The 25,533-nt window shown below is 50.1% G+C and carries 18 protein-coding genes; 4 read left to right on the top strand and 14 right to left on the bottom strand.

What is annotated here, in order from left to right; genetic code table 11:
- The 9 genes from AC1WIP_RS00515 to AC1WIP_RS00475 form a co-directional block, all read right to left on the bottom strand.
- Positions 1-1,407 (bottom strand): UDP-N-acetylmuramoyl-tripeptide--D-alanyl-D-alanine ligase (locus AC1WIP_RS00515; RefSeq protein ID WP_481139971.1); only part of this gene is annotated, 1,407 nt, incomplete at its 3' end.
- 11 nt (positions 1,408-1,418) lie between these two features.
- The gene (locus AC1WIP_RS00510; RefSeq protein ID WP_481139970.1) at positions 1,419-2,447 is read right to left on the bottom strand and encodes a D-alanine--D-alanine ligase family protein; all 1,029 of its coding nucleotides are present in this window, start codon (positions 2,445-2,447) and stop codon (positions 1,419-1,421) included.
- A gap of 30 nt (positions 2,448-2,477) precedes the next feature.
- On the bottom strand, positions 2,478-3,770 hold the full coding sequence (locus AC1WIP_RS00505) for a cellulase N-terminal Ig-like domain-containing protein (protein WP_481139969.1): 1,293 nt from the start codon (positions 3,768-3,770) through the stop codon (positions 2,478-2,480).
- Between the two features lie 51 nt (positions 3,771-3,821).
- Positions 3,822-5,033: an amidohydrolase gene (locus AC1WIP_RS00500; RefSeq protein WP_481139968.1), complete on the bottom strand. Its 1,212-nt coding sequence runs from the start codon at positions 5,031-5,033 to the stop codon at positions 3,822-3,824.
- Between the two features lie 12 nt (positions 5,034-5,045).
- A complete protein-coding gene (locus tag AC1WIP_RS00495) occupies positions 5,046-5,978 on the bottom strand; it encodes a peptidoglycan DD-metalloendopeptidase family protein (RefSeq protein WP_481139967.1) in 933 nt (310 codons plus the stop codon).
- 88 nt (positions 5,979-6,066) lie between these two features.
- The gene (locus tag AC1WIP_RS00490) at positions 6,067-6,939 is read right to left on the bottom strand and encodes a SpoIID/LytB domain-containing protein (protein WP_481139966.1); all 873 of its coding nucleotides are present in this window, start codon (positions 6,937-6,939) and stop codon (positions 6,067-6,069) included.
- A gap of 103 nt (positions 6,940-7,042) precedes the next feature.
- A complete protein-coding gene (locus AC1WIP_RS00485; RefSeq protein ID WP_481139965.1) occupies positions 7,043-8,128 on the bottom strand; it encodes a hypothetical protein in 1,086 nt (361 codons plus the stop codon).
- A 257-nt stretch (positions 8,129-8,385) separates the two neighbouring features.
- Entirely contained in the window at positions 8,386-8,874 is a 489-nt protein-coding gene (locus tag AC1WIP_RS00480; RefSeq protein WP_318703658.1) for an SseB family protein, read from the bottom strand.
- 31 nt (positions 8,875-8,905) lie between these two features.
- A complete protein-coding gene (locus tag AC1WIP_RS00475) occupies positions 8,906-11,194 on the bottom strand; it encodes a hydratase (RefSeq protein WP_481139964.1) in 2,289 nt (762 codons plus the stop codon).
- Between the two features lie 106 nt (positions 11,195-11,300).
- On the opposite strand from AC1WIP_RS00475, the gene AC1WIP_RS00470 reads away from it, so the two are divergent.
- Positions 11,301-11,672 (top strand): hypothetical protein, encoded by a 372-nt coding sequence (locus tag AC1WIP_RS00470; RefSeq protein ID WP_481139963.1) that lies wholly within the window; start codon positions 11,301-11,303, stop codon positions 11,670-11,672.
- A gap of 10 nt (positions 11,673-11,682) precedes the next feature.
- Here the strand turns inward: AC1WIP_RS00470 and AC1WIP_RS00465 are convergent, their stop codons facing one another.
- The 3 genes from AC1WIP_RS00465 to AC1WIP_RS00455 all read right to left on the bottom strand — a co-directional run bounded on the left by AC1WIP_RS00465 (position 11,683) and on the right by AC1WIP_RS00455 (position 16,767).
- Entirely contained in the window at positions 11,683-12,696 is a 1,014-nt protein-coding gene (locus AC1WIP_RS00465; protein WP_481139962.1) for a metallophosphoesterase family protein, read from the bottom strand.
- 116 nt (positions 12,697-12,812) lie between these two features.
- Entirely contained in the window at positions 12,813-15,302 is a 2,490-nt protein-coding gene (locus AC1WIP_RS00460; RefSeq protein WP_481139961.1) for a glycogen/starch/alpha-glucan phosphorylase, read from the bottom strand.
- An 85-nt stretch (positions 15,303-15,387) separates the two neighbouring features.
- Positions 15,388-16,767, bottom strand: a complete 1,380-nt coding sequence (locus AC1WIP_RS00455; RefSeq protein WP_481139960.1) for a DUF6056 family protein — start codon at positions 16,765-16,767, stop codon at positions 15,388-15,390.
- A gap of 191 nt (positions 16,768-16,958) precedes the next feature.
- On the opposite strand from AC1WIP_RS00455, the gene AC1WIP_RS00450 reads away from it, so the two are divergent.
- A complete protein-coding gene (locus tag AC1WIP_RS00450; RefSeq protein ID WP_481139959.1) occupies positions 16,959-18,326 on the top strand; it encodes an ECF transporter S component in 1,368 nt (455 codons plus the stop codon).
- 54 nt (positions 18,327-18,380) lie between these two features.
- On the opposite strand, the gene ileS is transcribed toward AC1WIP_RS00450, so the two are convergent.
- Complete coding sequence (gene ileS / locus AC1WIP_RS00445; protein WP_481139958.1) at positions 18,381-21,533, bottom strand: isoleucine--tRNA ligase; 3,153 nt, start codon at positions 21,531-21,533, stop codon at positions 18,381-18,383.
- A gap of 510 nt (positions 21,534-22,043) precedes the next feature.
- Between ileS and AC1WIP_RS00440 the strand changes: the two genes are divergently transcribed.
- Both AC1WIP_RS00440 and AC1WIP_RS00435 read left to right on the top strand, forming a co-directional pair.
- The gene (locus AC1WIP_RS00440) at positions 22,044-23,324 is read left to right on the top strand and encodes a GGDEF domain-containing protein (RefSeq protein ID WP_481139957.1); all 1,281 of its coding nucleotides are present in this window, start codon (positions 22,044-22,046) and stop codon (positions 23,322-23,324) included.
- A 108-nt stretch (positions 23,325-23,432) separates the two neighbouring features.
- Positions 23,433-24,887, top strand: coding sequence for a nicotinate phosphoribosyltransferase (locus AC1WIP_RS00435; RefSeq protein ID WP_481139956.1), 1,455 nt, complete (start codon positions 23,433-23,435; stop codon positions 24,885-24,887).
- 67 nt (positions 24,888-24,954) lie between these two features.
- On the opposite strand, the gene spoVT is transcribed toward AC1WIP_RS00435, so the two are convergent.
- Positions 24,955-25,500 carry a stage V sporulation protein T gene (gene spoVT, locus AC1WIP_RS00430; protein ID WP_481139955.1) on the bottom strand — a complete coding sequence of 182 codons (546 nt, stop codon included), beginning with the start codon at positions 25,498-25,500 and terminating at the stop codon, positions 24,955-24,957.
- Positions 25,501-25,533 lie beyond the last annotated feature (33 nt).

The following is a 25,533-nucleotide window of genomic DNA, read 5'->3' as shown; positions in this document are numbered from 1 at the left end:
GGGAATCAGGGGCCTTCCATTCCTTTCTTCACTTTCCAAAAGCGCTTTTTCCAAATCTTGTCTGGCAGCAAAATAAAGCACTGTCTGTTTTTCATCCGCTGCCTCAAGAGCCCCTTCATACATATGTCTGGCATTTTCTCCCACGCAGAAAATCCTGTGGATTCCCGCCCTTGCCGCCTGACTTCCCACCTGGCGGTGCAAGGCGTCGGAATCCCCACCCAGCTCAAACATATCTCCCAGAATCGCTGTCTTTTCCGTATCCGCCATTGCAAGCAGATCAATGGCCGCCTTCATGGATACAGGATTGGCATTATAGCAGTCATCAATCAAAGTGTAATGGGAAAGGCGTATGAGATGGTTTCTGCCTGTGACCGCCTTCACCGTTTCTATGCCTTGGGCAATCTGCTCTGGCGTCAGTCCTAAAATACGTCCCACACAGGCTGCTGCCGCAGCGTTCAGCACCATATGCCTTCCCGGCAGAGGAATGTGTATCGGGATTGAAGAAACCACTGCCTCTCCTTCCCCGTTTTCTTCCCCACATTGTGCGGCGCCTTGCGCAAAATACAAAGCGGCATCACTGCCCCAAAGTCCCCTGCTCACAATGTCAGACGCATAAACCTCCTGGCCCGGCTCATTACCCAGGCCAAAGAAATGCGGTTTTCTTCCCTTTACCTGCGCAATGGCTCTCAGCTTGTCATCCTCTCCGTTTAAGCACACCGCCGCATCCTCGGCCATAAAATCAAAAATTTCCGATTTTGCTTTTAAAATGCCGTCCCGGCTTCCCAGATTTTCCAGGTGGCACTGACCGATATTGGTGATCACGCATACATTTGGCCTTACCATCCTGCTCAACCGGTGCATTTCCCCGAAATCGCTGATGCCCATCTCCACCACTGCCGCCTGATGCTCCTTTCGGATGCGCAGCAATGTCAGAGGCACTCCCACCTCATTATTGAAGTTTCCCTCCGTCTTAAGCACGCAATACTTTTGAGACAGCACAGCTGCAATAAATTCCTTGGTGCTGGTTTTTCCCACGCTGCCCGTGATACCCACAATGGGAATGGACAGCGTGCTTCTGTAAAATTCCGCCAAATCCTTCAGCGCCTGAAAGCTGTCCTCCACCAATAGATAGCTGCCCCACTCTCTCTCTAAGCTTCCCTGCTCTTTCTCCACCTGCTCCTGGGTTTTTTCCACAATGGCCAGACAGGCCCCCTTCTCGAACACCTGGGACACAAATTTGTGGCCGTCCACTCTCTGTCCCACAGTGGCCACAAACACTCCGTTTTCCGCAATCTGCCGTGAGTCCAGCGTCACACACGAAACGGCCCTGCGGAGATCCCTGGGACTTCCCTTCCATACCAGCCTGCCCTTTAAGGCCTCTGCAATCTGTTCTACGGTAAGCTCCATATCCATACCTCTCATTTATCTGTTACAGCGTACTGCAGGATTTTCTCACACAGCTCCTCAAAGCTCATTCCCACAGCCGCAGCCTCCTGGGGCAGCAGCGATGTAGGAGTCATGCCCGGAAGGGTGTTGGCCTCCAGACAGAAAAATTCTCCCTGGTCATTTTTCATAAAATCCATGCGGGCATAGCTTTTCATGCGCAGCGCCTCATAGGCAAGCTCCGCCAGCCTCTGAATTTTCTCTGTCTCTTCCCTGGAAAGCCTGGCAGGACAGGTTTCTATAGTGCTTCCCGCCTGATACTTATTTTTATAATCATAAAATCCCTGCTTTGGCGCGATTTCTATGACCGGCAGCGCTTTCCCGTCCATAACCCCCACGGAAAATTCTCTTCCCTCTATGTATTGCTCCACAATCACCTCATTGTCATACAAAAAGGCCTCCTCCTTGGCATTCTCGTACTCTCCTTCGTTTCTGGCAATAGAGACGCCAACGCTGGAGCCTCCGCAGCAGGCTTTTACAATGCAGGGATAGGGCACTTTCTCCCGCTCCCTCTCCCCCTTTTTAAGCCGCAGGCCTGCTGGTGTGGGAATACCATATGCCCGGAAAATGTCCTTTGTGATTCCCTTGTCCATAGCAATGGCCGAGCTTACAAAATCTGTTCCCGTATAGGTAATTCCCATAAGCTCAAAGCAAGCCTGTATCTTTCCATCCTCTCCGTTTGCACCGTGCAGCGCCATAAATACGACGTCCGCGCTTTTGCACAGAGAAAGTACATTGGGTCCAAAAAAATTTTTATCTCCATCCGGCCTCATGGCTCTGATGACGTCCAAATCCGGGTTTTTCTCTGAGATGGCCCCCACCTGGGCCGCCCAGTCCTCATCCCGCTCAAAAATGCCCTCCACATTTCCTTCATATCCCAGATATACGTCCAGCAATATGGCCTGGTGTCCGTTTTTTTTCAATGCTCTGTAAATCATGCTGCCGGAGCTTAGGGATACATCCCGCTCCGTGCTTGTTCCTCCGGCCAAAACTACTACTTTCATAATCAATCCTCTTTTCTGCGTTTATCCGCGCTATTCATCTATCGTCTGTCCTTCTGTGATATCCGCTGTAGCCGCAAGCTGTGCGAACAAAAGCAGATAGCCGCTCTGCGCCTCCTTGGGGGAATAAAAGCAGACGGACTCCAAATTTTCTCCCATCAGATAATGAAGGAATTTCTCTATTACACTTGTATACTGATAATTATTCAACACATAGTTTGCGCATGACAACTGTCCTGCCTGATTTAGCAGCTGTCCTGCTCCATTGTTTCTGGCTTCCAGCGGATGAATGATTTCCTCACAGCGCACCGATATCTCCTCACCCCGGTCCATAAGCTTTTCCATAAAAATGCTGCACAGCTCTCTGTCCACCTTCTGTCTGGTGGAAAGATACGTCATGCTTCCGTAAAGATATTCCTCTTCCTCCAGATAGCTTGTGTTGTTCTCAAAATAAGTCCTGTAATCCCGAATCTGTTTTCCGTATGTAGAAAGCCCCGTAGCCCTGAAAAGCTCTGTCAGCGCAAAAAAAATTTCCGTATCCTTCTGCAGCGTGCTCTGTGCCTTTTCAAACACCTGGCTGGCCTTCTGCAGGCACTGGGTTGCAAAGGTACGGTCATATTTCTGGTAAACGTAGCTGAATTTTGCCAGAAGCGCGGCATAGAGCGCATCATTTTCCTCAAAAGCCTCCACTTCCTCCACGGCCTGTATCCACAGTCCGATTTCCTCTAAGGTATCCGGTATCTGATCCTCATCTACATCTTCCAAAAGCTGGGGATACCACTCACAGGCAGTCAAAAGCTCCATAATCTCCCATGCCTGAGCCGTATTTTCCGTGCACCTTGCCAATATTTCCTGTGACAGCTCTTCGTAAAGCTGTCCATACAAGTTCTTCTGTATGGAAAAGGAATAGGACCTTCCAATGCCCTTACATTCCAGATAACAGATCCCTTCTCCGGTGTATTCGCTGAAGTCCGCGTATCCCATGTACAGCCCAAGCTCCTGGTCGCAGCTTACCTCTTCAATGGTTCCCCGGTATACTACCTCTCCCGTCTCCGCATCATACAGCTGAAAGGTCTCAGGAAGCTCCTTTCCCTTTACGGCAGCCTCCTTTTCCCTTCCCGCCTCATATCCCACACTGTCCACCAAAATATTGGGCGTTAAGTGAGGAAGGGTGTAATCTATCACCGGCGTGCTCTCCATGCTCAAGATCGTTCCCCGGGACAGCCCCTGGGAAGCTCCCTGGGTGTCCGTCCGTCCGCAGCCGCCAAGAAGCAGTGCCGCCAGCCCCGCACAGACCGCCGGACCAATCCCCATGTATCTTTTCAAAACTTTCCTCCTGTGTTTCCGGACACCCCTTACACGGGGCCCGGCATGAATTCATTTTATCACTATTTTTTGAGAAAGCAACGTCCTTTTTTCGTCCCTGTAAGCATCATACACAACTTCACCGTCGATTATGGTGTAAAGGGTTTTGGTAAAAATCTCCATGGGATTTCCATCATAAATGGCGATATCTGCATCCTTTCCCACCTCCAGGCTCCCCATGCGGTGAGAAACGCCACAGATGATTGCCGGATAAATGGTCATGGCCTTATAGCCTTCCTCCAGAGGAAGACCCGCTTTTACCGCAAGACCCACGCAAATAGGAAGTGTCTGAATCAAAGACACCGGATGATCAGTTGTGATGGCCGTCATCACCCCCGCCTGATTCAGCACTCCCGCCGTTTTAAAGGCCATGTTCTGAACCTCTATCTTATTGCGGCTGGTGAGATCCGGCCCTACAATAGCAGGAAATCCACTCTCTGCGATCTCTCTGGCGATCAAATGCCCCTCCGAGCAATGATCCAGCGTCAGCTTCAAGCCGAATTCCTCCGCAATGCGGATGGCGGTAAAAATATCATCCGCTCTGTGTACATGGGCCTTTAATGGAATTTCTCCGCGCAGCACAGGCAGCCAGCATTCCTTTTTAAAATCCTTTGGAAGGGACTCCCCTCTCTTTTCTGCGCTTTCCTTCTTCTCTTTGTATTCCAGGGCAGAAAACAGCTCCTCTCGAAGCAGCGAGGCAATGGCCATACGGGTACAGGGACTTTTGTTCTGTCCCGAATAATTTACCTTAGGATTTTCCCCGAAGGCTACCTTCATGGCTGAAGGCGCCTTAACGATCAGCTTATCCACCCTTCTTCCCCAGGTCTTTAGAAGAACAAACTGGCCTCCTACCACATTGGAGCTTCCCGGACCTATCATGGCGGCGGTGATGCCGGCCCGGACAGCGTCCCCAAAGGCTGCGTCCATGGGATTGATTCCATCCAGGGCTCTCAGGTAGGGCGTAACCGGGTTTACGGTCTCGTTACAGTCATCTCCCTCCATGCCCTTTTTTTCCTCCATAATACCCATATGGCAGTGAGCCTCCATCAGTCCCGGCAGAATGAGCCCTTCCTTTACCACAAGAACCTGCTCTTTTTCCTTTGGGGAAATGGGGACCTCCCCTTTTCTCCCAATCTGCGCTATTTTACCCTCTGTAATGTGAATCACGCCCTCCGGTATCTCTTTTCCCGCCATGGTCTTGATTCTGCCGCCTACAATATACATTCCTTTGGCTCCCTAAAACAGATTTTCCGGATTCACGCAGACTCCGTCCTTTGTCAGCTCAAAGTAAAGGTTGCTTCCCTCCACGCTGAAATATTTTGTGGGCGCCGCAACCTTTGCAATGATATCGCCCGCGTTCACATAGCTGTCAAGGGTCACCTGTATCTCTCCAAGCTGCCCGTAGGTAGCCTGATAGCCGTTTCCCAGATCCAGCGTCACAGCATGTCCGATTTCCTCATTTTCAAAAATATTCACTACCCGGCCCTCGGCGCACGCCGCAACCGAAGTTCCCTCCTCTGCGGAAAAAATGACGGCCGGATTATATTTATATTGATCCAAAGTGGCAAAATAAACGCTGGCATCCATGCTGTAGGGCAAAAGCACCTGGCCGCTTACCGGTCTGATCAGTCCCTCACTCTCAGAAAAGCTCAGTTCCTTTAAGATCACTGCACTCTCCTTGGCATCCGTCTGTGCGCTGTCCTTTTGGCCGTCTGTCTCCCCATTCTCCTGATTAGGCTCCTGTGTCAAAAGCTCCTCTTCGTTCTGGGTCAGAGCGCTGCCATCGGTAAGCCCGGGAATTTCCACCAGACTGGATCCCGCCTCCATGGGCATATAATCCAAGTCGTCTTCCAGAACCTGGTCATCCTGCAGGATGTTATCCTGTGCGTCCAGACCTTCTTCCCCGGCCAGGGCGCTCTGTCCGTTTCCTTCCATATTCTCCTGCAGGCTGTGGCCGGACTCTGTGGACTGGTTATTTTGGGCGATATCCGTAATGTTTTCCTGCTCATCCAAAGCTGTAAAATCTATGGTATAACCGTCATCCTTGGACTCTACGTTTCCTTCCTTCATATAGATTCCTGTCAGGGTAAGTGCCGTCAAGACAAATGCGGAAGAAGCAATCATGATAATCCGCTCTTTTCTTATGCTGTTTTTCCTGTTTCTCTTCATTTTCCATTCCTTCCTTCCAAATACAGTGAACGCGCCATATGCACGATTTTTTCTTCTCTGTTAGTCTTGCCGAAACAGACGCATTTATTCAGGGCTGAAGGTATTTGTCAAATGTAATATTTTGAAAAAAATAGGAAAGAATGGTTTGATAATCAGCTCCCTGGACAGCCATCTCGTTTGCCGTAAACTGGCTCATTCCAAAGCCGTGTCCCGCGCCTTTTACCTGAAAAAAAACCTTGTCCTTTTGTTCCTCCATGGTGATGTGGGCGCTGGGAAGCTTAAGCTTTTTCCTGAGCCACTCACCGGTGTATTCCCGGCTTTCCCCACTATCCGAAGAGACTATGGTCACCCACTCCACATAGCCGGAGTCATCGTAGGAAAGCTGCGCAATGGTTCCTCCCAGAAGCTTTTCAAGCTTGGTGCGGCTGTACTTTTCCTGGGTGAGGTAGTCCTGGGAGAGATAGTCCTTGGGACAATCCACCGCGGCCAGATATTCGTATCCCTGTCCCAGAAAGGTCCCTGCAGACCGTGTGCGCCCTGCGCTCACACGAAAAAAACAGGCTTCGATGGGCAGCCCCTCAAAGGTGAGATAAATTCCCCTGGTGCTGCTCACGGCCTGTCTGATTTTTTCCTGATATTCCGTATAATTTTCGCCCCACATTTCCTCCAGCTGCTCATTGGAAAGATAGGTATCCGCCTCCAGAATAAATTCCTGCTTTCCCTCTGCGACCTGCCTGGCGAACGCTCCGATCACCTGGGTCCTGAGAAGGACAGCCTGGGCCCGAAGGCACTCTTTCTCATACTGAGCCGGAATTACTAAGGGCAGATAGCCGCAGAGATACTCTTCCATTGTCATGGTAAGCTTTCCCCGCTCATCCTCCAGACAAAGGACAATATCCTCTTGTAAGGACTGCTGGGGCTCTCCTTCCAGGCCTGTGTCATGTCTCCCGGACCAGAGCATGGAAAAAATGTAGGGCAGTAGAAAAATGAAACCAATTAGAACCAAAACTTGTTTTGACTTTTTTATGATAACAATTCCCGCTAAATACTATTCTCTTTTTATTCTATGCCTCCTCTTCATATTTTGCCACATCCACATGCTGGATGGTTCCAGCACTGCCGTTCTCGTATAGAAAAATGCCCGTGCTGCAGATCCTGCCGCTTACCCCGTCCTGTCCCTTCAGGGTAAAATCGGTGGAGACATTCTGCAGGCAGATGGCGCCTATTCCCTTGTCCGCCAGACGGTAAAGCACATCCTGTCCGTTTTCATCCTTGCACCAAATCTGCAGCTTGGACCACACGGCGTCATTTTCGTCTATCCACCCGTTCCCATCCTCGTCATACTGTGCAAGATCACGGAAGCCGTCTCCGCTTGCGGTGCCGAACAGCTCCTTTCCGTCATTGATCACACCGTCTCCATTTTTATCAAGGGCCAGATAGCCGCTGCCCTGTTCCAGCATGGATACCCGATCCCAAGCTCCGTCCCCATCAATGTCAAAAAAGAATTTCTGATCGGAAAAAGCGGCTGCGTCCGTGTCCAGATTGATCACCAGAGGATCGCACATCTGAAAGGCGGCCAGATTCAGCTCCGTGCCGTAATATTCCTGAAACGCACGGCTCATTCCCACCTCCACATTAAAATGGATTTCCCTTCCATCGGAGGTTTTCACGGTTCCCACCGTGGAAAATGAAGTACTCTCCCACTCCGTCCTCCAGGTTTCCTGCCGATAGTCTATCATTTTTGCGTTGGACACAAACTGGGTATCGGCTGCAGTCTGCCGGGCTTCCTGGGACAGCTGTCTGTTCAGTCTCTCCTTTGGCGAGCCGAAAAGCAGCTCAAAAATATAGCGCACGGTCAACTCTTTCAGCTCCATCATGGTCCGGCTGTTTTCACTGCGCCAAGTCACTCTGTATGACGCTGTGCTGAAACGGTTGTTCCACTCCCATATGTCCGAGACGCTTTCTTTCAATGAGGTCTGGTCTTCCCCATAAGTATCTTCCTTCTCCTGGCTGACCATAGTCCCCACCGACGTTCCGCTCTGGGTCACCCCGGTCAGATAGTCCGTAACCCTGTAGCGTCCCACTGTTACCTCAGAAGCCTGATAGCTTCTGGCAGATCCCATGTTTATGGTACTGGAATCAATTCTCAACTCCTTTCACGCTCCTTTGATGAGCACCCATTCTACACCGCCGCGCCGCCCGGCCTTCCCTGGCAGACCGGCGAAGCTTTATAGAACTTTTTTTATGACCAACATCCTGTCCCTCATAAAAAAGGATGGCAGCTATGGGGAGAATCCCTTCTCCCGCATAATTACCATCCGTGGTGTCATTTCTTATTACTCAAAGGCCTGCTGGCCCGGCAGCCTTTTGTAATAAGTATATCGACCTTACTGTTAAAAACTTTAGCTTATTTTTCCTCTGGATTTTTCCCCTTTGCCTTGGCCAGTCTGGCCGCCATAAGCCCCGCGGCCATCTCCTTGGAGATTACAATATTTCCACCGTAGGGATTAATGACAAAGCCCAGCGCCGGGCTTGTATTGCCCTGAGCGTCCTTTCGAAGCAGCATGGCAGCATAATCCTCAAATTTTAAGGCAAAGGTCTGCTGGTTTTCCTCGTCCTTCCACTTTTTCAGCTCCATCCAGTCTGTAAAGGCCATGAAAAACCGTTTTCCGTCCTTGGTGGTCAGCATGGGAAACTGCACCTTGCTGCCCGCAGCCAGCTTTACCTTTCCCGTCTCGTCAGGCTCCGGAGCCGGTTCTACGATAGCCGGAGCCAGAAAAAACGCCTTCATCATTTCATTTAAAAACATATTTCTGTGATCCGGCGTATCCTCAGCCTTCATCAGCTCTATGGCCCCCACCAGCATAGGATTGGATACAGGTTTGTTAAATTCCATTTTTTCCTCCATTCCGAAGCGTTTCTGCTCCTCATACCCTGTTATAGTTAATCAGGCAGCCCTTCAAAATAATCTGGCGCTCCTCGTCAGTCAAATCTCCCAGGCGCAGCGTAAATTCCTTCAGTCCTTCCTTTGTCACCACATAAGCCGTAATGACCTCCGCCTTCTCCTCCACAGCCTTCTTGATATCCGGCAGGAAAAGATAGTCCAGATTCCGGAAGGGAAGCTCTCCCTCCTCAATCAGGAAGGGAAGCATGCCCCAGTTGATCAGGTTGGAGCGGTAACGCTTGGTGGCATATTCGTTGGCAATATTCGCCCAGCCTCCCAGCACCTTCTGGCAGGAGGCAGCCTGCTCTCTTGCAGAGCCGTCCCCGGGCTTTACCGCAAAAATAGTGGAGCCAAAGCCTGTGTTGGCCTGATAAGCCTCAGGGAATCTTTCGTTGATGACCGCCATAACCTCCTTAAGCTCCGGCAGCGCCTCACAGGTCTCCTTTCCCTCCATACGGGCCTTCTCCGCCTTCTGAATGGCCTTTGCACGTCCCACATACTCAGGGTCCTTGCGGCTTAAGGTAAATTCTGCAAGCCCCAGAGGATTGGAGCGGTAGGAGGAGGTTTCTCCGGAAGGAATCAGCTCATCCGTTGTGGTCACAGGGTCATGAATCTCGCTGACCACCTGCAGCACCAGATTCTCAGGAAGCTCTCCCATTGCAGGCCAGTCCTTGATATTGGGCCCAAAGTGAATCTCCACATCAGGATCAGCCACGCCCTTAGAATCAAATACACGGTTTGCATAAATTTTGCTGTCAAAATGATATTTGTATCTGCCAAATTCACCGTCAAAATCCGTAGCCGGGGTAAGAATGCCCTGGTTCGCAGCCGTTGCCGCAATGGAGCGGGCGTCCATAAGCGCCACAGAGGCGATCTGTCCGCTCTGGAGCTTGGAACCCTCACGGTTGGGGAAATTTCTGGTAGAGTGCCGGATACTGAAGGCATTGTTGGCAGGCGTATCCCCCGCGCCGAAGCAGGGACCGCAGAAGGCCGTCTTCATCACAGCGCCGGTCTCCATCAGCGTCGCCGCGCAGCCATTTCTGATCAGCTCCATGTAAACGGGCATGGATGCAGGATAAATGCTCAGTGTAAATTCATCAGAACCGATATAGCGCCCCTTCAAAATATCCGCTGCCGCGCAGATATTTTCAAAGCCGCCGCCCGCACAGCCTGCAATAATGCCCTGATCCACCAGGAATTTTCCGTCCTTTACCTTATCCTTTAAGGTAAATTCCACTGCGCCGTCCAAACTTACCTGTGCGCGCTTCTCCGTCTCATCCAGAATATCCAGAAGGTTTGCGTTTAATTCCTCGATGGTATAGGTGTTGCTTGGATGGAAGGGCATAGCGATCATGGGCCGGATGGCGGATAAATCCACAACGATCATGCCGTCGTAATAGGCTACGTCGCCGGGGCTTAGCTGTGTATAATCCTCCTTCCGTCCGTGAATCTCGTAAAATTCCTCTATGGTTTCATCCGTTACCCAGATGGAGGACAGGCAGGTGGTTTCCGTTGTCATAACATCGATGCCGATACGGAAGTCAGCGCTTAAGGAAGCCACGCCAGGACCCACAAACTCCATCACCTTATTTTTTACATATCCGTTTTTGAACACGGCGCCGATAATTGCCAGGGCCACATCCTGAGGGCCTACCCCCTTTACGGGCTCGCCCTTTAAGTAAACGCCCACCACCTGGGGCATATTGATATCATAGGTCTGATTTAACAGCTGCTTAACCAGCTCCGGGCCGCCCTCGCCCATGGCCATGGTGCCAAGAGCTCCGTAACGGGTATGGGAATCGGAACCCAGAATCATCTTTCCGCCCCCTGCAAGCATCTCTCTGGCGTACTGATGGATTACAGCCTGATGAGGAGGAACGTAAACGCCGCCATATTTTTTCGCACAGCTTAAACCAAACATGTGGTCATCCTCGTTTATGGTGCCGCCCACCGCACACAGGGAATTGTGGCAGTTTGTCAGCACATAGGGCATAGGGAATCTGGTCAGTCCCGAAGCTCTTGCTGTCTGAATGATGCCCACAAAGGTGATGTCATGGCTGGTAAGCTTGTCAAAGCGGATTTTGAGCTTGTCCATATTACCGGAGGTATTGTGGCTTTCCAAAATGCCATAGGCCATAGTGGCCTTTGCCGCTTCCCTGCTGGTAACCTCTTTACCGGTTTTCTGCTTTATCTCCTGAGCCGCCTCTGGCGTATCAGCCACAAGCTCACTGCCGTTTATCAGGTATGCGCCGCCTGAAAATAATTCTATCATAGCTATTGTTTCCTCCTCTTTTTCATGTCATAATGTAATATTATAAAGGATGAAATCGTGGGATGCAATGGAAAAATGACCTCAGATCATCTGAAAGGAGATAGAGATGAAAAAAATACGAACCAGTCTGTTACTCGTGGCATATCCCCTGTTTTTGGCGTCAGGCCTGTGGATTTATCAGAAAATCAGCGAAAACGCCGCAAAAACCTTCCGTGTCCCATTCCCAGAGCTTATTCTATGGAATCTGTGCTTTATGGTGACGCTGGGGCTGTTTGCTTATTACTTTCTGGTGCGGGGAACCACGTATTTCACATTTACAGCATTTCTTGGCATCGGGCTGCTTCTGGTTTTTTTGTGTCTTGGAACAGTGTATGTCCTTTCCCCAAGCCTGCATGGGGTATTGTCCCCCGGGACGCATATTTTTGAAGCCGCTCTGGCGTTGTATGGGGTTCTTTTGGTAAAGGGACGGCGGAAATGAAAAGAATCTCCTACCCCCTCCCCGTAATGCGCAGCCTCAGGGCGCTGCCGTGAAAGAGCGCATCCCCCACAATCTGCAGCACATCCTTCTCCCCTTCTATCACATCCTTGTCGTAAAAGTGCACATGTCCGGCCAAAACCGCCACCACGGGGCTGTCGGAAGCGGTGGTCATCTCCAGAAATTCCTGAGAGGTCTCATCGGGATAAATTCCGCCGAAATTTCCTCCGCCAATGACAACGCCGCTTTTCCACACCTCTCTCGCCTTGGTGAGCACCGACTGGGTAAGAAAAGGCACATGGGCCAGCACAATCACAGGCTTCCCCTGATCCAGCACCTCTTCATATTTCTCCAATGCCTCAGGATTGACCTGTCCGGAGCTGTTGTCCACCGCCGCCACCACAAACTCCCCAAAATCTAAGGTATGGAAGGCCGCATTTCCTCCCATATAGGGAGACAGCATGGGAAGGTATTCCTGCTTTCCCTTACTGGTCATATACTCCCAGGGGAAGGTCCAGTCATGGTTGCCGGGAGTGTAGAGATAGGGCATGGAAAGTGTGGAAAGCTCTTGTGACAAAAAGGAAAAGTTTTCCTGGGATGGAGAATCAATGATATCTCCTCCTAGGAGAACCCCGTCCACTCCCTCTTCCCGGGCATAATCCATAGCCTGTGCAAACATCTCCTGGGAGGAGGTTCCGTCCTGGCTGCAAAAGCCCTCGTATCTGGAAGCCGCATACTCCTGCATGCGGCTCTCCTCATCCTGTGCTCCCGTCTCAGCCTGCGTTTCCTCGTTCTCCGTCTGTGCTTCCCCGTTCTCCGCCGCTTCTCCCAGAGACACCACATGGCTGTCCGTGAGAAACAAAAGATCGTATTCCCCGGAAATCCCCTGTATCACAATCCGTTCCTCTATAACGCTTTTTTCCCATTCTCCGCTGTCTTTGCCGCAGCCTGTAAGGCAGACGGCGCACAGAAGAAATAAAAGCAGCAGGCGCCTTGCTGGACGCCTGCCTATTTTTTTTGTTTTCATGCTGCTTTACGCCCTTTCCAAGACAGCCTCCGGCCATTGCCGGAGCCGTCCTTTTCAGGCTTAGTATATCAGCTTTTCCCTTTTCTGACACGTGAACTTTCGATTCTTAAGAAAGCTTAAGATTTCAGCACAACCTTATCCAGATGCCAGATTTCATCCACATACTGCTGGATCGTCCTGTCCGAGGTGAATTTTCCGGAGCAGGCAACATTCAAAATAGCGCTTTTTGCCCATCCGGCCTCGTCCCTGTAGGCCGCCTCCACTCTTTTCTGGGCCTCCGCGTAAGGCTTGAAGTCTTTTAAGATAAAATAGGTGTCCGCCTTCGCAGTGGAGAGCGTGTTCAAAAGAGAGTTGTACAAGGGTCGAAACAGCTCCGGATCCTGGGGTGCGAAGGTGCCGTTGATCAGCTGCATAAGCACCTTTCTGATATCCTGGTCATTGTTGAAAATCTCCATCGGGTTGTAGCCCCCGTGGTTTTCATAATTTATAACCTCCTCTGCAGACAGTCCGAAGATAAACGCATTCTCCTCGCCTACCTCTTCCACAATCTCCACGTTTGCCCCATCCATGGTGCCAAGGGTCAATGCGCCGTTTAACATAAATTTCATGTTGCCGGTGCCGGACGCCTCCTTGCTGGCAGTGGAAATCTGCTCGGATACATCCGCCGCTGCAAAAATGATCTCCGCATTGGACACATTGTAGTTTTCGATGAATACCACCTTAATTTTTCCGTTGATGGAGCTGTCGTTATTCACCACATCCGCTACGGAATTGATCAGCTTAATGGTCAGCTTTGCATTGACATAGCCTGCCGCCGCCTTTGCCCCGAAAATGAAGGTTCTGGGGAAGAAATCCATCTCCGGATGCTCCTTCAGTTCATTATAAAGATACATCACATGAAGGATATTGAGGAGCTGTCTCTTGTACTCATGGAGACGCTTCACCTGCACGTCAAAGATGGATCTGGGGTCTACCTCGATCCCGTTGTGCTCCATGATATATCTGGCAAGACGCACCTTATTCTGGTATTTGATATTCATAAATTCCTGCTGGGCCTTTTTATCCTCCGCATAAATTTTCAGCCGGCCAATCTGGGGAAGGTCTGTGATCCACTCTCTTCCCACATGATCCGTCACCCAGTCTGCCAAAAGGGGATTTGCGTGAAGCAGAAATCTTCTCTGGGTAATTCCATTGGTCTTATTGTTGAAACGCTCAGGAAACATCTCATAGAAATCCTTAAGCTCCTGCTTCTTTAGAATCTCCGTGTGCAGACGAGCCACACCGTTTACAGAATACCCCGCCACAATGGCCATGTGGGCCATTTTCACCTGTCCGTCGTAGATAATAGCCATTTTTCGGATCTTGTCCTGTACATTTACGCCGGGAACCCCTCCATATTTATGCTGGATTTCCAAAATGAAACGGCGGTTGATCTCCTCCACAATCTGGTAAATTCTGGGGAGCAGTCTGGAAAACAGCTCTATGGGCCACTTTTCCAATGCCTCCGCCATAATGGTGTGATTGGTGTAGGCACAGGTTCTGGTAGTCACCTCCCAGGCCTCCTCCCAGGTGAGATAATAGTCATCCATCAGCACCCGCATCAGCTCCGCAATGGCCACCGTGGGATGGGTGTCGTTTAACTGGAAGGTAACCTTTTCATGAAAGCTGCGGATATCATCATGCTTTCTCATGTATTTTTCCACAGCCTCCTGCACGGATGCGGAGATAAAGAAATACTGCTGCTTTAAGCGCAGCTCCTTTCCTGCGTAATGATTGTCGTTGGGATAGAGAACCTCCACAATGTTTCTTGCAAGGTTTTCCTGCTCCACCGCCTTCTGATAATCTCCCTTGTCAAAGGAATCCAGCTGAAAGCACTCTACCGGCTGGGCGTCCCAGATACGAAGCGTATTTACAATACCGTTTCCATAGCCCACGATAGGCAGATCATAAGGGATTGCCTTCACAGACTGATAACCCTCCTGGGTAAACACGTTGCGCCCTCTTTCGTCGGTATGTACCGCCACATAGCCGCCGAACTTTACAATCTTTGCATACTCGGGCCTGCGCAGCTCAAAGGGATTGCCGTCCGCAAGCCAGTTGTCAGGCACCTCCACCTGATAACCGTCCCGGATTTCCTGCTTAAACATGCCATAACGATAGCGAATGCCGCAGCCGTAGGCAGGATACCCAAGGGTAGCCAGGGAATCCAGAAAGCAGGCTGCCAGACGTCCCAGCCCGCCGTTTCCCAGCGCTGCATCCGGCTCCTGATCCTCCACAAAATTCAAATCCAGCCCAAGCTCCTCCATGGCCTCCTTGATGGGCTCGTATTCCTGAAGATTAATCATATTATTGCCCAGAGCGCGTCCCATAAGAAATTCCATGGACATATAATAGACCATTTTAGGGTCTTCCTTCTCATAGGCTTTCTGGGTCTCCATCCAGTTTTCCACAATCTGATCCTTAACGGCGTAGGATACCGCCTGGAAAATCTGCTGTGGAGTCGCTTCCTCCAGCGTCTTTCTGTAAAGCGTCTTCACGTTATACAGCACGTTTTTCTTAAAAAGCTCTTTATCAAACCGATTTCTCTTTGTGATCAACTCTCTCAAAATACTGTCTCCTTTCCAAAATCCCTCAATTCTTTTCAGAACCGTTTCCATTATAACAAATTTCCGCTTTTTTTCCAACTTCTTTTTACAATAGATTTCCTAAAATGCAGATTCCCAGATAACACCCTCCTGCCGCCCTCAGAAAAGCCCCCGGCTTTTGCCCCAAAAAATACTGCAGATTTCTCAGGGTAACAATCAAAAGGGCTGCGGAACAATAAATGGCCGTTCTGTCCCCGGAAGCGTAAAGAGTGGGAGAAAAGCCCACAATCACTCTGGACAAAAGACCTGCTCCCAGAATCAAAAGCTGAAATCCGGTTTCCCTGCTCTTTCCGTAAAGAAGGGCTATGGTCAAGGCCACACAGGCCATCACAGCCAGATATACAAGTGTCTGGAACACAATGAGCGGCGCGGAAAAATAAGACAAGCCCGGAAGCTGCCTGTTCTGGGCAAGCACCCCCACGCCGTCTCTGCCTCTGGTAAGAATCCCGGAATTCAGCAGGAAATTTCCAAGATGCCCCACGCCCCAGTAAAAGGCCAGGGGACACAGGCTTATAAAAAACAGAAGCCATTTCTTTTTTTTGCCGGAAAGGCTTTTCCCCGCCCCAAGGGTCGTCAAAAACAATCCCCCCGCCAAAACACCGAATAGATAGCTTACCTGCTCATGTCCGGCAGCCAGATAATAGTGGGCGGTCTCAAGAAAGCCCATCCACAGCTTTTCATATGCGGAAAAGGAGGAAAATTCCGGGAAAAAGCGCTCCGTCTCAGAGATTGTCCGCTCGCCATTGCCCGGCGCCCACAGAATAAAGAAAAGGGACAGCACTACAAGCCCAAGCTGTACGAAATAAAAGGGGGAAAGCTTCCTTTTTTCCGCCAGAAGATACAGACCCATTACCAGATAAGCCCCCAGCAAAATCGCACCCATCTGCTCCATGTTTGCCCCATACAGCACACACAAGGGGCAGGCTATATATTCCGCAGGCGGACATTTTTCCCCCTTCAGCCAATGCTTCAAGGGCCGCAGGGCCACAAGACCCAGGGTCAGGGTCCATAGATAATTCACGGTAGTGGTGATCCATCCGGCGCTGCTTAAGGAAAAAAAGGGCACCGTCCACAGCATGGCAAAAAACAGTATCTGTGCCTGAAGCTTTTTTTCAGTTCCAAACAGATCTGCCGTAATCCACACAAGAAGCAGGAGCATAAACACATCCAAAATCCGCCACACCCAGGGAGAAACCGCAGTAAGGGGCAGCATCACAGCCTCAATCACCACCCGGGAGGACCATTTCAAATAGCGCTCCTGTAAAAAAGCAAAAAGGGGCTGCTTTCCCCATATCCCGGCGTAGGTCACATCGTCGCCGAAATCCGGGCAGATCAGAGCATGGGCCAGTAAAAGGAGCAAGGCAAAGCCTCCAAAGGCCAGCCATTCATAGAGAGTATTTTTTTGCAGATGATCTCTTTTGTTCATTTTCCTTCATTATTTCCCTTCCTGTGAAAGTGCCGCATACACAACGGCGCCGGCCGTATGCCCGCTTGCGCTCATTATATCATAAGCCCGTGCCGATTAACAGTCATGTGGGCAAAATTGAAAAAGAAGGGTGTCTGTGCTATAATGAAAAAATACGGAAACGCAAAGCACTTCAGAATGGAGGATAAAAAATGACCCATTTATTCAAAGGTGAAAATACGTCTGCTCATATCAATCGATATGTGCTTTGGGCCCTTATCTCCATTGAGCTTCTGATGTCCTTTTCCGCTTTCGGTTATATTCATATGGAACCCATATCCATTACTCTCGTTTATATTCCCGTTTTGCTGGCAGGCTGTCTTTTGGGAGCCAGGGAGGCGGCTCTTGTAGGCGTCGTATTCGGCCTTTCCTCCATGTGGAAGGCCTCGGCGTTTTACGTGGAAGGAGGGGATGTTTTTTTCTCTCCTGTCATGAGCGGCAAGCCTGTACAAAGCATTCTGTTAAGCGTGGGCGCAAGATCCCTGTTCGGATTTGCTGCCGGGCTTTTATATCAGGCTGCAAAACGGAGCCGTCATCCCTTGGCAGGCATTATACTGGTCACCTCTATCGGCAGGCTGCTTCATTCCATTTTTGTATACGCTTTCCTGGAAATATTATTTCCAGAGTCGGGACTGGGTGTGGCTAATGCGCTGGACGGCGTCTCCAACGGTGGGTTCCTCCCATTTCTTTTGACACAAGAGGCCTGCGTTCTCTTCTGCTATGCAGCGTACCACTCCAGACAGGCAGAAAAGCTTGCCGGCCGGATCCAGGCAGTTGACGGGGTGGAGCTGCACATTGCCCATAACAAGGGAAGGCTTTTTCTCATCTTAGCCTTGGCCTTCATTGCATCTATCAGCGTGGCATGGTATTTTATCAACCGCATCAGCAGTGTGATGTCCCGATATGGGGTACAGCTCACAGATCATTTTTCTTATCATCTGCAGCTTCAATTTCTGTTAGGAATTATCTCTTTATTTTCTCTGATTCTTCTTGTGGTTGTACTGTACAAAAAAAATTTCAACTATACCTACTATGAAGCAAAAATGGATGACCTGACGGAGCTTCCCGGCAGGGGACAGTTTTTTCTGACTGGCAGAAAGCTTCTTGAGAAGCTTAAGTTTGTCCAGGATAACAAAAACGGATACTTTGTCATTCTGGATATCGACTATTTCAAGGAAATCAACGACCAGTACGGACATCCATCCGGCGACAGGGTATTGGTAAACGTGGCCCGCAGCCTGAAAAATGAATTTGGGAACAAGGGCGTTATAGGGCGGCTTGGAGGCGATGAATTTGTGGCTTTCATCTCCTATCTCATGTCTGAATCGGAAATGAGGAGTTTAGTAAACGACTTAAAGGAAAAGGTGGAACAGATTGAATTAGATGACGGGAACGTAACCTGCAGTATCGGAGTGGTCACCGCAAGGGAAAACTGTACCATTGAAGAATTGTATCGGGACGCCGACCGTCTGCTATATGAAGCCAAGAAAAATGGGAAAAACCAATTTGTTTTCAGATAAATCCGTCCCTTAAGACAGCTTTTACGGCAGCCTGTCTTAAGGGACGTTTCTCATTTAAACCTTTTCTATAGAAATTACCACATTTTCTCCATTTACATTCCACTCCCTGGAAACGGCATAGTCCGCCTCTTTTGTAAACCCATCCGCCAATACCTTCGTGCAGATGGCGTCACGGTTTCTCTCGGCAATGGCTGAAAGCCTGTCGTTTCCTCTTAAGGATACTCTGATATGATCCATCACCTCAAATCCCGCATCCTTACGCATGGTCTGTATTTTACTGATGATCTCATACACAAAGCCTTCCTCCACCAGCTCGTCGGTGAGATTGGTGTCCAGCACAACCGTCATGCGGTTATCCTCCTGAGACACATAGCCCTCCTTCTGGGATACCTCGATCAGAAGGTCCTCTTTGGAAAGCTCCACAGCGGTGCCGTCAATGTCAAAGGACAGCCTGCCGTCCCTGTTGAGCGCATCCATGGCCTCATTGCCGGAAAGGGCCGCCAGCGTTTTCTGGATGCCGCCCAGCAGCCTGCCATACTTGGGCCCCACCGTCCGCAGCTGGGGCTTAAAGGTATAAGAGGTAAAGTCTCTCACATCATCAGTGAATATAACCTCTTTTACATTTAATTCATCCGCTATGATATCCTTGTAAAAATCACTGAGTGTGAAGTCCGCCTTCACGTACATTTTGCTCACAGGCTGGCGGTTTTTGATATTAGCCTCATTTCTGCAGGCTCTTCCCATAACCACCGCATCCAGCACCTCTTCCATGCTCTCTTCCAGCTTCCCGTCGATAAAGGCTTCCTCCACAACGGGGAAGTCGCACAGATGGATACTCTCCGGGGCGTCCTGATCCACACTTCTCACCAGATTCTGGTAAATTTCCTCCGTCATGAAGGGAATCATGGGTGCCGCCGCCTTACAGATGGTCACCAGGGCAGTGTACAGCGTCATGTAGGCATTGATCTTATCCTGATCCATCCCCTTGGCCCAGAATCTTTCACGGCTTCTTCTCACATACCAGTTGCTCATTTCGTCCACAAAATCCTGCAGAGCCTTTCCAGCCTCGGGAATGCGGTACTGGTCAAGGTTTTTGTCAACCTGGCCTACAACAGTGTTAAGTCTGGACAAGAGCCACTTATCCATCACAGTCAGCTTATCATATTCCAGCGTATATTTGGAAGCGTCAAAGCCGTCAATATTGGCATACAGCACAAAGAAGGCGTAGGTATTCCAAAGGGTGCCCATAAATTTGCGCTGCCCCTCCTGCACTGCCTTGCCGGAAAAGCGCTTGGGCAGCCAGGGAGCCGAGCTTGTATAGAAATACCAGCGGATGGCGTCTGCGCCGTAGGTCTCCAGCGCCTCAAAGGGGTCTACCGCGTTGCCCTTGGATTTGCTCATCTTCTGGCCGTTTTCATCCTGCACATGCCCCATGACAATAACGTTCCTGTATGGCGCCTTGTTGAACAGCAAAGTAGACTCCGCCAGCAGGGAATAAAACCAGCCTCTGGTCTGGTCCACCGCCTCGGAAATAAAATCTGCGGGAAACTGCTTCTCGAACAGCTCCTTATTCTCAAAGGGATAGTGATGCTGTGCAAAAGGCATGGCTCCGGAGTCAAACCAGCAGTCAATCACCTCCGGCACACGCTTCATCTGCTTTCCGCATTTGGGGCAGGTGATGGTGATTTCATCAATGTATGGCCTGTGAAATTCCACGGTCTTTGCCCTTTCATCTCCGCTCATCTCACACAGCTCCTGCCTGCTGCCGATGGAGTGCATATGGCCGCACTCACACTCCCAGATATTTAAGGGTGTGCCCCAGTAGCGGTTGCGGGAAATTCCCCAGTCCTGGATATTCTCCAGCCAGTTGCCAAAACGTCCCTCTCCGATGGATGCAGGAATCCAGTTGATGGTCTGGTTGTTGCGCACCAGATCGTCTCTGACGGCGGTCATTTTAATAAACCAGGACTCTCTTGCATAGTAAATTAACGGCGTATCACATCTCCAGCAGAAGGGATAATCGTGTTCAAATTTAGGAGCGGCAAACAGCTTTCCTTCCTTGTCCAAATCCTTTATGATCTCCGGGTCTGCGTCCTTTACAAATTTTCCAGCGTAGGGCGTCTCCTGGGTCATATCGCCCTTGCCATCCACAAACTGCACAAAGGGCAGGTCATAGGCTCTTCCCACTCTTGCGTCGTCCTCGCCGAAGGCAGGCGCTATGTGTACAATGCCGGTACCATCCGTCATGGTTACATAGGTGTCGCAGGTGATGTAATGACCTTTCTTATTCTGCTTTGCGGCAGCCTCTCCCGCGCAGGCAAAAAGCGGTTCGTATTCCCGGCGTTCCAATTCCTTTCCGCCGAAGGTCTCAAGAATCTCATAGGCCGCCTCTCCCTCTTTGGCAAGAGGCCCCAATACTTTGTCCAAAAGCGCCTGGGCCATGTAGTAGGTATAACCGTCCGCCGCCTTTGCCTTTACATAGGTTTCCTCAGGGTTCACACACAAGGCCACATTGGAAGGAAGCGTCCAGGGCGTTGTGGTCCACGCCAGGAAATAAGCATCCTCTCCCACTGCCTTAAAGCGTACTACCGCCGAACGCTCCTTAACCGCTTTGTAGCCCTGGGCCACCTCGTGGCTGGACAGAGGCGTACCGCAGCGGGGACAGTAGGGTACAATCTTAAAGCCCTTGTAAAGAAGCCCCTTATCCCATATTGTCTTTAAAGCCCACCACTCGGACTCAATATAATCGTCGTGATAGGTCACATAGGGATTGTCCATATCGGCCCAAAAGCCTACCGTACGGGAGAAATCCTCCCACATTCCCTTGTATTTCCACACGCTCTCCTTGCATTTGTCGATAAAAGGCGCCAGTCCATATGCCTCAATCTGCTCCTTGCCGTCCAGGCCCAGCTGCTTTTCCACCTCCAGCTCCACAGGAAGGCCGTGGGTATCCCATCCAGCTTTTCTGGGCACCATATATCCCTTCATGGTACGGTATCTGGGAATCATATCCTTTATGGTACGAGTTTCCACATGGCCGATATGGGGCTTTCCATTTGCGGTAGGCGGGCCGTCATAAAAGGTGTAGGTGGGCCCTTCCTTTCTTGTCTCCATGCTTTTTTCAAAAATCCTGTTTTCTTCCCAAAATTTCTCTACGTTTTTTTCACGCTCCACGAAGTTTAGATTGGTAGATACCTGTCTGTACATTGTGTTTTTCCTTTCCTTTCTTGATGAGTGAAACACTTTTTGTCTCTGCCATGTTACGCAAAAAGGCTTCGTCCTGTAATAGGACGAAGCCTGAATCTTCGCTGACCACCTGTTACATCATACGTTTCCGTTTTGGAAGCCCGGCCTTTCACAGCACAAGGCCCTGCGCCCGAAACAAACGGAAGTGATATGGCTTCCCGTAACGGAGGAATGCCGTCTGAAACTACTGGTACGGCTGTCCTGGGACTGCCTTCGTTGGTTTCAGCTGCTCGGAAGTGATTTTCCCCGCCTTTCTACTGGTACCGGTCTTTCACCCTCACCGGCTCGCTTTGACTTTCCAAATGCGGCTACTGTCTTCGTCATGGCATTTTTCGGTTGCTATTATCATATAGCCTGCTTTGGAAAATGTCAATACTTCCACTTATTTTTGTTGCGCTTCCGGCTTAAAATAGGTATACTTATAACAGAAAGCAATATTGTCAGACATCTTGGCGAAAGGGGGTTCCTTACATGAAGGCGTTAAACACAAAAAGTAAAATTTCGCACACCTTGCTGGCAATCAACACCATTCCCTTGATTTTACTGGGTATTCTGATTATGTTTCTCAGCTCCGGCTGGTTTTCCAATGCGATGTATGGGGAGATCGAGGTGGAGCTTAAAAGCGCAGCCTCCACCATCATCACTATGCTGGACACCGCGTATCCCGGAGATTACGAGCTGAGAGGAGAAACAGTCTACGATTTCTATAAGGGGGAGCACAACCTGTCAAACGACACCCCGCTGATTGATCATATAAAAGAGGAAACCGGCCTGGAAATTACTATTTTTTACGAGGGCGTACGCATTCTCACCACCCTCCGCGACTTAAACGGGCAGCGTATCACAAACACCGCCGCCTCCGAAACCATACGAAACGAGGTGCTGCTTGCTGAGGAGTCCCATTTTTACGATAACGCCATGATTAACGGCACCGGTTATTTTTCCTATTACACTCCCCTGTACAATTCCGACAACACCGCAGCAGGTATCCTTTTTGTAGGAAAACCCCGGAAAAATGTAGATGCTGCCGTGGAAAGCGCCGTCTATCCCCTTCTTGCCGCAGACATTCTCTGCGCCGTTATCATTGCCGCCATTAACTTTATCTACAACAAGAAGCTGGCCCAGGGACTTTTGAAAATACACAGCTTTATGTCCGAGGTTTCCGCAGGGAATCTTTCCGCCAGGCTGGACGCTTCCGTGCTGAGACGAAGCGACGAGCTTCAGGAGATCGGATATTCCGCCATTCATATGCAGCGTACACTGACCACCATGATTGATCAGGATTCCCTGACAGAGCTGTTAAACCGCCGCAGTGCTGACCGCAGGCTGCGCCAAATCATCGCCAATTCCGTAAAAGAGCACACCCCTTTCTGCGTGGCGATTGGAGATATTGATTTCTTCAAGCGGGTAAACGACACCTACGGCCATGAGTGCGGTGATCTGGTGCTGAAAAATATTGCCGCCTGCCTGAAACGTCATATGGCCGGGAAGGGCTTTGCAGCGCGCTGGGGTGGAGAGGAATTTCTTCTGGTATACGATCATATGAACGTCCGCGAGGCATACAGATACCTGCAGCGGCTCAACTTTGAAATTCACGATCTGGACAGCTGTTTTGATGGAAGGACTGTCCGCATCACCATGACCTTTGGTCTTGTTCCAGGAGACACCGACGATATTTCCCAGCTGCTTCGCAATGCAGATCAAAAGCTCTATGACGGAAAAGCTGCTGGACGCGACTGTATCATGTGCTAAACTCTTGCTTTTTTGTCTGGATTGGTATATGATAACAGATAATTTACACCTGTCTTGTCAGACAGGGCGCAGCATGTGCCGGAAGTTCCGGCCGGAATGAGAGGGATTATGGACAGACAAAATCTAACCTTATTGACAGACCTTTACGAGCTCACTATGATGCAAGGCTATTTCAAAAATAAGGACCGCAATGAAACCGTTATTTTTGATGCCTTCTACCGCACCAACCCCTGTGGCGGAGGCTATGCCATCAGCGCTGGACTGGAGCAGGTGATTCAGTATATCAAGGAGCTTCATTTTGACCAGGAGGACATTGCTTATCTGGCCTCCCTGGGAATTTTTGATGAGGATTTCCTTTCTTACCTGAAGGATTTCCAATTTTCCGGCGACATCTACGCCATACCAGAGGGAACCGTTATGTTTCCCAGAGAGCCCGTGGTAAAGGTAATTGCGCCCATTATGGAGGCTCAGCTGGTGGAGACAGCCATTTTAAACATCGTCAATCATCAAAGCCTCATTGCCACCAAGGCAGCCAGAGTCTGCTATGCCGCCAGAGGAGACGGTATTATGGAATTCGGCCTGCGCCGGGCCCAGGGGCCGGACGCAGGAATTTACGGGGCGCGTGCGGCAGTGATCGGAGGCTGTATCGGCACCAGCAATGTGCTGGCAGGACAGCTTTTTGACATCCCCGTAAAGGGCACCCATGCCCACAGCTGGATCATGAGCTTTCCGGATGAGTACACGGCCTTTAAGGCTTATGCCGATATGTATCCCCATGCCTGTATTCTTCTGGTGGACACCTACGATACCCTAAAGTCAGGAGTTCCCAATGCCATCCGGGTCTTTCAGGAAATGCGTGACGCAGGGATTCCCCTTACTTATTATGGTATCCGTCTTGACAGCGGCGATTTGGCATATCTGTCCAAAAAGGCCCGGAAAATGCTGGATGCCGCCGGTTTTACCGACGCGGTGATTTCTGCCTCCAATGATCTGGACGAGTTTTTGATTGACAGCCTGAAGGTTCAGGGCGCTGCCATCACCTCCTGGGGCGTAGGCACAAACCTGATTACCTCCAAGGATAATCCCTCCTTTGGAGGTGTATACAAGCTTGCCGCCATCAAGGGTGAGGACGGCAGCTTCATTCCCAAGATCAAGCTTTCCGAAAATACGGAGAAGGTTACCAACCCAGGCAACAAGATGATCTACCGTATCTATGAAAAGGACAGCGGCAAGATTAAGGCCGATTTGATCTGTCTTGTGGATGAGGTTTACAAAGAGGACGACGACCTTTTGCTTTTCGATCCCTTAGAGCCCTGGAAAAAGACAAAATTAAAGGGCGGCTCTTATACGCTGCGCCCTATTATGAAGCAAATTTTTAAGAATGGGAAATGCTGTTATACTTCTCCCAATGTCATGGATATCAGAGCGTACTGCCAGCAGGAATTGGATACGCTCTGGGATGAGACAAGACGTCTGGTAAATCCCCATCAGGTTTATGTGGATTTATCAAAAAAGCTTTATGACATCAAGATCCAGCTTTTAGCTCAGATGAGTGAAAAATAACGATGCCTGTCACAAAAGGGCCGGGAAGATAAAAATTTCTTCCTGACCCTTTTTTAAGCCCTTTTACTTACTGCTCCATCTGCCTGCCCAGAAAACCGGCAGCCGAAAGCGCAAGCTTTTGCTCCACCTCTCCCATCTTCCCCTTGTTGTCATTTTCCAAAAGCATCACGCTTCCAATCACATCTCCCTCACAGATAATGGGAGCGATTGCCTGATGCTGATACTCCTCGCCCGCCTCATCGCAAATACTGATAAAATTTCTGTCGCCTCTTGACGCCACCAGCATTTCGCGGTGGTTGACCTTCTCCTCCAGCTGTCTGCTGAGGCTCTTTCCCACCAGCTGCTTATAGCCGCCCGCCGCCGCAATAAACTGATCCCTGTCCGCAATCAGCGCCGCATGCCCCGATACCTGGGCCAGGCTTTCCGCATACTGTTTGGCAAAGGTGGACATCTCTCCAATGGGCGAATACTTTTTTAAAATAATCTGGCCCTCTCTGTCTGTAAAAATCTCCAGGGGATCGCTCTCCCTGATATGCAGTGTTCTGCGAATTTCCTTTGGAATCACAATTCTGCCCAAGTCATCAATCCGCCTGACGATTCCCGTAGCTTTCATATAAAAATAAACCTCCATTTACTCTAATAGTAT

The organism is Acetatifactor sp. (assembly GCF_982438285.1).
This window is presented reverse-complemented; position numbering and strand designations above follow the sequence as displayed.